Source organism: Tateyamaria sp. syn59 (genome assembly GCF_007995245.1).
Classification (GTDB): Bacteria; Pseudomonadota; Alphaproteobacteria; order Rhodobacterales; family Rhodobacteraceae; genus Tateyamaria.
The window spans coordinates 74,052-84,388 of sequence record NZ_VCBA01000022.1 but is presented as its reverse complement, the minus strand read 5'-3'; the positions used below and the strand labels follow the sequence as shown (position 1 = coordinate 84,388).

Below are 10,337 nucleotides of genomic sequence, written 5' to 3'. Positions count from 1 at the left end.
TCTTGAAGATGCTCTTCATCCCCTCCAGCGCCATCTTGCCCACCTCGGCAAAATCCGGGCCGCGATGGTCAATGGTCTGCGCGCTGATGGCACGCAGGATACGGTCTGGCACCGCACTCGGCCCCGGAATTTGCAGGAAATGTCGGCCAGCCTGGCGCATGGATAGTATCCTCCCGAAATGCGCCGTTTGCCCGACGCGATTAGCTGTTGCAAAAAACGTAATTATGAATTCATTATTCAGTCAAGCAAAATCTTGAAGCCCCCTAGAACGGGCCGGGATTGGGAGGTTACATAGAACACATGCGCGAAAACACGCATCTTTTCAGACGCTTGGCATCAGCCGCGCAAGGTGAGGTCATGGCGGATCCCGCCAGCCGCGCACGATACGCCACCGACGCCTCCATCTATCAAATGGTACCAGAAGCGGTCGTTTTGCCCCGGTCAGAGGCCGATGTCGAAGCCGTCATGCAGATCGCGCGAGAGGAAGAAACACCCGTCCTGCCACGCGGCGGCGGCACCTCGCAATGCGGTCAAACGGTCAACCGTGCCGTGGTGCTCGACAACACGAACCACCTGAACAAGATCATCGACATCGACCCCGAAAAACTGACCGCCAAGGTGCAGCCCGGTGTCGTGTTGGATGAATTGAACCGCGCCCTGAAGCCGCACGGCTTGTGGTTCCCGGTCGATCCCTCCACCGCCTCGCGCTGCACGCTGGGCGGCATGGCCGCCAACAACTCCTCGGGCGGCAAATCCCTGCGCTACGGCATCATGCGCGACAACGTGCGCGCGATCTCGGCGATTCTCCCCGATGGCACGCGCGCCCGCTTCAACGGCGCCGACCCTGCACCCGGCCCCTATGCCGATCTGGTCGGTGACATGCGCGCCCTCGGCCAGCGCGAAGCAGACGAAATCGACGCCCGTTTCCCCAAGGTCCAGCGCCGCGTCGGCGGCTACAACATCGACGCGCTCACCGGCAATGACGTGAACATGGCCCACCTGCTCGTGGGGTCCGAAGGCACGCTGGCCTACTTCACCGAACTCGACCTCAGCCTCGCGCACCTGCCGGGCGAAAAGGTGCTGGGCATCTGCCACTTCCCCACCTTCTACGCGGCAATGGATGCTGCTCAACACCTCGTGACGCTCGACCCGCAAGCGGTCGAGTTGATCGATGACACGATGATCGCCCTCGGGCGCGACATCCCGCTTTTCGCCAAAACCATCGAAGCCTTTGTCGAAGGCGACCCCGCCGCCCTCCTGCTTGTCGAATTCGCCGAAGGGGACGCCGCCGCAAACGCCGCCAAACTCACGCAACTCGCCGACCTCATGGGCGATCTGGGCTTTGCCTTCTCCGAAACAGGCCCATACTGGGGCGGTGTCGTGCCCGTCAGCGATCCGAACCTGCAAAACGCCATCGCCGAATACCGCAAATCCGGCCTCAACGTGATGATGTCGATGAAAGAGGCAGGCAAACCCATCTCCTTTGTCGAGGATTGCGCCGTCGCCCTGCCAGACCTTGCGGAATACACCCAAGGGCTCACCGACATCTTCGCCCGCCACGGCACCAAGGGGACATGGTACGCCCACGCCTCCGTCGGCTGTCTGCACGTGCGCCCCGTCCTGAACATGCGTCAGGACAAGGACGTCAAAACCATGCGCGCCATTGCCGAGGCATGCTTCGACCTCGTCAAACACTACAAGGGTTCGCATTCCGGCGAACATGGCGATGGCATCGTGCGCTCCGAATTCCACGAAAAGATGTTCGGCCCCCGCATCGTCTCGGCGTTCGAAGAGGTAAAGGCCCGCTTTGACCCCACCGGCCTGATGAACCCGGGCAAGATCGTGCATGCCCCCGCCATGGATGACCGCCGCGTCTTCCGCTACGGCCCCAATTACGAAGTGCCCGAGTTCGACACCGCCCTCGACTGGTCGGCCTGGCCGGGTGCTGCGGGTGGGTTTCAGGGCGCCGTGGAGATGTGCAACAACAACGGCGCCTGCCGCAAATTGAAGGGCGGCGTCATGTGCCCCTCCTTCCGCGCCACCCGCAACGAACGGGACGCCACGCGCGGGCGCGCGAACACGCTGCGCTTCGCCATCAGCGGCCAGATGCCCGGCGGCCTGACCTCGGACGCGATGGCCGACACGATGAAATACTGCGTCTCGTGCAAGGCCTGCCGCCGCGAATGCCCCACCGGCGTCGACATGGCCCGGATGAAGATCGAAGTGCTCGCCGCCCGCCGCCGCGAAAACGGCCTCTCCTTCGCGGACAAGCTGGTCGCCCACCTGCCCCGCTACGCCCCTCGGGCCGCACGGGTCGCGTGGCTGATGAACCTGCGCAACAAGATCGGCCCGGTCCGCAAACTCACCGAACGTCTCACCGGCGTGTCCCACCGCCGCGACCTGCCCATCTGGTCCGCGAACCCCTTCCGCGATGACGAGGCGCAGGATCAAAACCCCGACGTTCTCCTCTTCGCCGACGTCTTCAACCGCTATTTCGAACCCGAAAACCTCCGCGCCGCGATCAAGGTCATGCGCGCCGCCGGGTTGCGCGTCGCAGTGGCAAACGACGGCTCAGGCACCAACCTCGACTGCGGCCGCACACTCCTTGCCACCGGCTGCGTGGACGAAGCCCGTGCTGAAGCACAGCGCGTCATCGACGCCACCCGCGACGCCATCGCCAGCGGCACCCCCATTGTCGGGCTCGAACCCTCCTCCATCCTCACCTTCCGCGATGAATTCCTCGCCCTCTGCCCCGGCCCCGACGCTCAGGCGCTCGCCGACAACGCCAAGACGTTCGAGGAATTCCTGATCACCGCCCCCGCGCTCCCCCTCAAACCCCTGAACCGCCCGATCCACGTCCACGGCCACTGCCACCAGAAGGCACACGCGGCCGTCACCCCCATGCTCGACCTCCTCGGCCAGATCCCCGACGCGCAGGTGCACATGATCGAAACCAGCTGCTGCGGCATGGCCGGTGCGTTCGGCTACGCCCCCGACACCATCGACGTCTCGCTCAAGATGGCCGGGCTCGACCTCTTCCCGGCGCTCGACGCAGCACCAGAGGACGCAATCATCGTCGCCGACGGCACCTCCTGCCGCCACCAGATCACCGACGGCACGCCGCGCAGGCCAATGCACGTCGCACGCTTGCTGGAACAGGCACTTGATGGCTAGGATACCGACATGAACCTGACCCAAAGCATCAAACGCCCGACACTGCACGAAGAACTCGTGGAACGGCTCCGCGACCTCGTGGTCGAAGACGCGCTGAAACCCGGAGAGAAAGTGCCGGAAAAAGACCTCTGCGCCTCCTTCGGCGTCTCCCGCACGCCCCTGCGCGAAGCGCTCAAGGTACTCGCCTCAGAAGGGCTGGTCGAACTGCAGGCCAACCGGGGCGCCCGCGTGACCGAGGTGACGCGGCAAGAGCTGGAAAACACCTTCCCCCTGATCGCAGTCCTCGAACAACTCGCAGGCGAGCAGGCCTGCACGCATATGGACGACGACGCCATCGCGCGGATCGCCCAGCGGCACGACGACATGATCGCCGCCTACAAGGCGCGCGACAGGCAGGCCTATTTCCAGGCCAACCAGGACATCCACAACGCCCTGATCGAGGGCGCGCAAAACGACGTGCTCGAAGCACACCACCGCATGCTCGCCGTCCGCGTGCGCCGGGCGCGCTTCATGGTGAACCTGTCGGATGAACGCTGGTCGCAGGCCATCGCGGAACATGAACAGATGATGGAAAAACTGCACGCCCGCGACGCCGAGGGCCTGGGCGCGCTCATGAAACAGCACATGCTGAACAAGTTCACCGCCCACATGAAGGCATTCGGGGCGGACGACGCAGCCTGAACTCAGGTCGGCACAAACAGATCCTTGTGCGCCTCCCGCAGCAAGCTCTTCTGCACCTTGCCCATCGTGTTGCGCGGCAATTCATCGACAACGATCAAAGCACGCGGATGCTTGAACCGCGCCAATGACGCCGCAGCAGCAGCCTTGATCCCGTCAACATCCGGCGTCTCACCCGCCACCGGCACGATCAGCCCAACGACCGTCTCGCCAAAATCACCATGCGGCACGCCGATGACCGCACTTTCCAGCACACCGGGCTGGTCATCCAGCACCAGCTCGATCTCCTTGGGATAAATGTTGTAGCCGCCCGAGATGATCAGATCCTTGTCGCGGCCCACAATGTGCACATACCCGTCGGCGTCGATCTTCCCCAGATCGCCCGTGATGAAAAACCCGTCTGCGCGCAACTCGGCAGCAGTCTTTTCCGGCATCTTCCAGTAGCCCTGAAAGACATTCGGCCCCCGCACCTCGATCAGACCCACCTCTCCGTCGGCCACAGGCTCACCGCTCGCACGGTCCGTCACCTTCAGTTCCACCCCCGGCAGCGGCATCCCCACGGTCCCGGCCCGCCGCTCGCCGTCATAGGGGTTCGAGGTGTTCATATTCGTCTCGGTCATACCGTACCGTTCCAGAATGCGATGCCCCGTGCGCGCCTCGAACTCCGTATGCGTATCGGCAAGCAGCGGCGCACTGCCCGACACGAACAGCCGCATATGCCCCACCAGATCGCGGGTCAGCCGCGCGTCCGACAAGAGGCGGGTGTAAAATGTCGGCACGCCCATCATCGCCGTGGCCTGCGGCAGATGCGAAATCATCTGATCGGTGTCGAACTTCGGCAGAAAGATCATCGCGCCCCCGGCCAGCAGGGTGATGTTCGTCGCCACAAACAGCCCATGGGTGTGAAAGATGGGCAAGGCGTGCAGCAGCACATCGCTTGCATCAAACCGCCAATGCTCCGCCAGCGTCCGCGCATTGGACAGCAGATTGTCCTGCGACAGCATCGCCCCCTTCGACCGGCCCGTCGTGCCCGAGGTATAGAGAAACGCCGCCAGATCACCCCCGTCCCGCGCCACGGTGGGATAGGTGACCGCCTTCGAGGCTGCCGCCTCCGCCAAGCTGCCCGTCCCATCCGCATTCAGAGACATCAGCGCCGCGCCCAACGGATCAGTAACCGCGCGCAGCGACTCCATGGCCGCGCCATCGCACACCACCAGCTTCGCCCCACTGTCCTCGATGAAGTAGGACAGCTCGTCCGTGGTGTACCCTGTGTTCAACGGCAGAAAGATCACGCCCGCCTGCACACAGGCCGCATAAAGCGCCAGCGCCTCCGGCGACTTATGCACCTGCGCCGCCAGCCGATCACCGGGCACCAGCCCCGCATCCGTCAGCACATGCGCAAACTGCGCCGCCTGCTCCAAAAACTCCGCATGGCTCAGACCCTGACCGTCCGCCAGATGCAGAAACGGCGTCGATTGCCCCGCATGCTGCCCGAACAACGCATCGTACAGGGGGTTCGTCATGTGCGGGGTTCCTCGGCCAGCAGTTTCTTTCCACTCCCACTCAAGGATCTGATCTCGGACGAGGCCGAGATCGTGCCCGACGTGGCAAAGCGTTCATGGTTCTGGGACACTTTGGCCAGATCGTAAAGGTAATTGACCATCACGCCCGACGATTGGGCCATGCCCTTGTCCGACACGTCCGCGCCTGCATGCACTTTGTGCACCTGCGCGCCGTTGCCCAGATGGAACCGCGCTACCGGATCGCGCGGCGCACCGCCGTCGCGCTTGGCCTCCAACAGGTAATACGCCGCCATTTGCCGGATGCGGTCAGGCGCATCGGTCGGCACCTCGATCCCCTGCTCGACCAGCCAGTCGTTCAGCCCCGGAATGGGCGACAGGGTGACAAAGGTCTTCAACCCGGGCAATTGCATCGACAGATCCATCGCCACCTGCTTGATCAGGGAATTGCCAAAGGAAATGCTCGCCAACCCGGCCTGACAGTTCGAGATGGAGTAGAACACCGCCGTGTCCGCCTCCTCGGCCACGATGGCGCTGCGGTCCTCAGACAGCAGGTCCTGCACGCTGTCGGGAATGCCCTTGGTCAGCGCCACTTCGACAAAGATCAGCGGCTCATCCGCCATGGCCGGATGAAAGAACGCAAAACAGCGCCGGTCCACCGGCTCCAACCGCCGCCGCAAGTCGTCCCAGCTGTCAATAGCATGCACCGCCTCATAGGCGATGATCTTGTCCAGGATATGCGCCGGGCTTTCCCAGTTGATGGGCCGCAGCACCAGAAAGCCCCGGTTGAACCACGAACTGAACAGGTGCTGAAAATCCAGATCCAGCGCCCCCAGCGACGGGTCTGTCCTCGCATACCGCAACAACTCCGCCCGCATCGACACCAGCGCTCCCGTCGCCTGCGGTACCCGGTTCAGGCGCCGAATAAACTCCTGCCGCCTCGGCTCCGCTGCCTCCGCAAAGGCTCTGTAGGTCTGCCGCCCCGGCTCCGCCTCATAGGCTTCCAAAGCGTCCCGCACCGCGGCGGGATCAAAGTCCATCGCAGTCGCGAGGTAGTCAAAGAACGCCTTGCGCTCCTCGGCCTCCATGTCGCTGAACCGATCCAGGATCAACTGCCCCAGGTTCTGCCCCGACATCTCCCCATCCGCACCAACCAGCGCCTCGGCCAGCTCCTCGGTCGACCGCGCGTCACTGGCTGCGGGCCCACTGATCCGCATCCGACGCTCAAACACCGTCGACAGAAGATCAGCCAGCATCGTCATCGCGCGGCCCCCATCACCGTATCCGGCAACCACGTCGCAATGCCCGGAAAGATGCACAGAATGATGATCGCAATCACCATGCACGCCACGAAGGGCAGCGACCCCTTCAGGATCGTCTTCAGCGAAATGTCCGGCGCAATCCCGTTGATGACATAGAGGTTCAGACCCACAGGGGGCGAGATCAGCCCAATCTCCATGTTGATCGTCAGGATCACCGCAAACCAGATCGGATCGAAGCCCGCCGTGATGATGATCGGCAGCAGGATGGGTGCGGCCATCAGGATCACGGCCACGGGCGGCAAAAAGAACCCCGCGATCAGCAGGAACACATTCACCGCTCCCATCAGCACCCAGCGGTTCACATCCAGCGTCCCGATCCACTCGGCAATTGCCTGCGTGATGAACAGCGACGACAGCATGTAGCTGAAGACACCAGCCGCCGCGATGATGAACAGGATCATCACGCTTTCCTTGGTGCTGTCACGCAGCACGACCCACAGATCGCCGGGGTTCCAGAGCTTGTAGATGATCATGGCAATCAGCAGGCACATCAGCGCGCCCACGGCGGCCGTCTCCGACGGCGTCGCCACGCCACCATACATCGCGTAAAGCACCCCGATGATGATCACGATAAACGGGATCACACGCGGCAGGATCTCGAACTTCTGCTTCCACGTATAGGCCGTCGCGCTCAGCACGGCGCTGTCCCCCGACCGCCACGTCGCATACAGCGACCACGCCATGAACAGCGACACCAGCAAGAGCCCCGGAAACACCCCCGCCAGAAACAACCGGCCAATCGAGGTCTCCGTCGCAATCCCATACACAATCATCGTCACCGACGGCGGGATCAGAATGCCCAGCGTGCCCCCGGCAGCAATCGACCCCGACGCAATCGCATCCGGATACCCCCGCTTGCGCATCTCCGGAATGCCCATCTTGCCAATCGCCGCACAGGTCGCAGGCGACGACCCCGACATGGCCGAAAACAGCGCACAGGCGCCAAGGTTCGAAATCACCAGTCCCCCCGGCACACGGGTCAACCACCGCTCCAACGCCTCGTACAGGTCCGCGCCCGCGCGGGTTGATGCAATCGACGCGCCCATGATGATGAACATAGGGATCGACAACAGCGCAAAATTGTCGAGCTTGCCAAACAGGATCTCCGGCATCAGCTCCAGCGACCGCACACCGTCAAAGATGATCAGAAACCCCGCCGACACGATCAGCAGCCCCAACGCCACCGACACACCCGAAAACAGGACAAAGATCGTGGCCACCGCCACAATCGCCCCCAGAACAAGCGGATCCATCAGCCGTCCTCCAGCCCAAAGGGTTTCTCGACACCCGTCACCACGGCCACCAGATCCGCCACCAACTGCAGGAGCAGCAGGCCAAAACCGATGGGAATGGACAGGTATGGGATCCACAGCCGCACCCCCCACACGGTGTCCGACCGCCAGCCGCGATCCCACGCGAAATGCCAGTATTCATAGCCGTAAAACAGCATCACCCCGACAATCAGGATCGACACCGACAGCGTCACCAGCGCCAACCCCATCCGCGCCCGACGCGGCAACGCCAAGGGGATCAGATCCACATTCACATGCCCCCGCAACCGCTGCACATACGGCAACCCGATCAGCGTCGCGGCGACCACCAGATAAATCACCGCCTCCGTCTGCCACACGGTCGACCCGTTCAGCACAAAGCGGATGAAAATCATCTGACAGGTGATCGCCACCGCCGCCACGATCATCGCGGCAGAACACCACCCGGCGAGGGTCGAAATCGCCGCCACAAGGCGCAGGAAAGGGTTGTTGCCGACAGGCGCCGCTGCGGCATTGCTCTGGCCAGCCATGGCGGCCTCCTCACAGGTTTATGCGTATTGGGGGCGGCACGCACGGCCGCCCCGATCAGCCGATCACTCGACAGACAGCGCCAGATCCAGCAATTCCTGCCCGCCCGGCGTGTCAGCAACAAACGCCTTGTAGGATGTCTCCTGCGCCAGCGCGCGCCAGGCATCGAACTCCGCCTGGCTCATCTGGGCAATCTCGACCCCATTGTTGGCAAAGACCTCGGCGGAATTCGCATCCTGCTTCTTCGCCTCTTCCAGATAGAAGGCTTCGGCCTTCTCCGCCGCCGCCATCAACGCGGCCTGCTGGTCCTCCGTCAGCCCCTCAAAGGTCGACTTGTTCATCAGCATCGGCTGATACATGAACCACAACGCAAAATCGCTCGCGGGCGTATAGCATGCGACCTGCTCGTAAATCCGGTAGCTGACAAAGGACGACGACGACGTGTTGGCCGCCGTCAGAACACCGGTCTGCATCGCATTGTAAATCTCCGACGACGCCATCGACGCGATGGACGCACCGGCCCCCGCAAGCATCTGCTCAAACGCCTTGCCTGCTGCACGTGTCTGCTGGCCCTGCACGTCCTCAGGCGATGTGATGCAACCATCCTTGCCGACAAACCCACCGGCCAGATAGCCGTGGACCAGCACCATCACGTCATCCTCGGCCATGATCTCCTCGATCCGGCCCATGAACTCACTCTCGTTCAGGCGCGCGGCGTGGTCGTGGTTCTTCACCAGCCCCGGCATCAGCGTAAGGTTATAGGCAGGCTGCTGCCCGCCCGCATAGCTCAGCGGAAAAACGGTCATGTCCAGCTGCCCACGGCTCAAAGGCTTGTACTGCTCGCGCGGTTTGAACAGCGACTTCGACGGGAAAATCTTGATCTCCAGATCGACATCGGCGGCAGCCACCTCATCGGCCACGATCTGCGCCACCTGATGGCGCACGTCGGCTGTTGACCACTGGTGCGACAGGCGCAATTCGGCAGCGCCCGCCGTCAAAGAACCCGCAAACAGGGCGGCTGACGCAACTGCGGCAGTGAATTTCAGTGTCATTGTTTTCCTCCCAGAAAATCCCGAGTCGTCCTCGGGTATCGTGTCAGAATGCGCCCTTTGCGTTCCAAGTCAACTTTTTTGTATACAAGATAGATATTGTTGCGTGCCAGATTGGCGAATGCTAACACAACACTATGGAGCAAAAACGATCCGACATCATCGCCAACCAGATCGAAGAGCTGATCTTTGACGGCACGTTCCGCGATGGCGAACGGCTGGACGAGGTCCAGCTGTCAGAGCGTTTCGCCGTCTCCCGCACGCCGATCCGAGAGGCGCTGCTCAGACTCGCGCAATCCGGCCTCGTCGCGCACTATCCCAGGCGAGGCGTCTTTGTCCGCCAACCCGGCCCCATCGAGCTGATCGAGATGTTCGAGGTTATGGCAGAGCTTGAAGCCACCTGTGCCCGCCTCGCCGCCACCCGCATTTCCGACGCCGCCATCGATGAATTGAAGGCGACCAACGCACGCTGCAACGCCGCCGTGCAGGACAGTGATACCGAGCGTTACTACCGCGAAAACGAACAGTTCCACGCCATCCTCTACCGCGAATCCGGCAACAGCTTTCTCGAACAGGAATGCCTGCGCCTGCAGCGCCGGCTACAGCCCTTCCGCCGCACGCAATTGCGCCTGCGCGGGCGCCTGAAACAGTCCATGCAGGAACATGAACAGATCGTCTCGGCCTTGGTCGAGGGCGATGGACAGGCCGCCTCCGACACCATCCGCAGCCACGTCGCCGTGCAGGGCGAAAAATTCCACCACCTGATGTCGCGCCTGAAAACGGCAGCGGAATAGG

8 protein-coding genes and 1 pseudogene are annotated in these 10,337 nt (G+C 62.8%); 3 read left to right on the top strand and 6 right to left on the bottom strand.

The genetic code is table 11. The features are described 5' to 3' along the window. Window positions 1–160: pseudogene (locus tag FD715_RS23105) on the bottom strand (serine--glyoxylate aminotransferase); the annotation flags it as partial. A 197-nt stretch (window positions 161–357) separates the two neighbouring features. Here FD715_RS23105 and FD715_RS21570 point away from each other — a divergent pair. Next, window positions 358–3,174 carry an FAD-binding and (Fe-S)-binding domain-containing protein gene (locus tag FD715_RS21570; protein ID WP_223275031.1) on the top strand — a complete coding sequence of 939 codons (2,817 nt, stop codon included), beginning with the start codon at window positions 358–360 and terminating at the stop codon, window positions 3,172–3,174. A 9-nt stretch (window positions 3,175–3,183) separates the two neighbouring features. Then, window positions 3,184–3,855: a GntR family transcriptional regulator gene (locus tag FD715_RS21565; RefSeq protein WP_147115084.1), complete on the top strand. Its 672-nt coding sequence runs from the start codon at window positions 3,184–3,186 to the stop codon at window positions 3,853–3,855. 2 nt (window positions 3,856–3,857) lie between these two features. Here the strand turns inward: FD715_RS21565 and FD715_RS21560 are convergent, their stop codons facing one another. The 5 genes from FD715_RS21560 to dctP form a co-directional block, all read right to left on the bottom strand. Then, window positions 3,858–5,375: a malonyl-CoA synthase gene (locus FD715_RS21560; protein ID WP_147115082.1), complete on the bottom strand. Its 1,518-nt coding sequence runs from the start codon at window positions 5,373–5,375 to the stop codon at window positions 3,858–3,860. Then, on the bottom strand, window positions 5,372–6,634 hold the full coding sequence (locus tag FD715_RS21555) for a malonyl-CoA decarboxylase (RefSeq protein WP_147115079.1): 1,263 nt from the start codon (window positions 6,632–6,634) through the stop codon (window positions 5,372–5,374). Before FD715_RS21555 ends, FD715_RS21560 begins: the two co-directional genes overlap by 4 nt. Next, window positions 6,631–7,947, bottom strand: coding sequence for a TRAP transporter large permease (locus tag FD715_RS21550; protein ID WP_147115077.1), 1,317 nt, complete (start codon window positions 7,945–7,947; stop codon window positions 6,631–6,633). The genes FD715_RS21555 and FD715_RS21550 overlap by 4 nt, the downstream gene beginning before the upstream one ends. Then, window positions 7,947–8,495 (bottom strand): TRAP transporter small permease, encoded by a 549-nt coding sequence (locus FD715_RS21545; protein WP_147115074.1) that lies wholly within the window; start codon window positions 8,493–8,495, stop codon window positions 7,947–7,949. The genes FD715_RS21550 and FD715_RS21545 overlap by 1 nt, the downstream gene beginning before the upstream one ends. A gap of 63 nt (window positions 8,496–8,558) precedes the next feature. Next, window positions 8,559–9,545 carry a TRAP transporter substrate-binding protein DctP gene (dctP, locus tag FD715_RS21540; RefSeq protein WP_147115071.1) on the bottom strand — a complete coding sequence of 329 codons (987 nt, stop codon included), beginning with the start codon at window positions 9,543–9,545 and terminating at the stop codon, window positions 8,559–8,561. Window positions 9,546–9,679: 134 nt separating this feature from the next. Between dctP and FD715_RS21535 the strand changes: the two genes are divergently transcribed. Next, the gene (locus tag FD715_RS21535) at window positions 9,680–10,336 is read left to right on the top strand and encodes a GntR family transcriptional regulator (RefSeq protein ID WP_147115068.1); all 657 of its coding nucleotides are present in this window, start codon (window positions 9,680–9,682) and stop codon (window positions 10,334–10,336) included. The last annotated feature ends 1 nt before the right edge of the window (window position 10,337 follow it).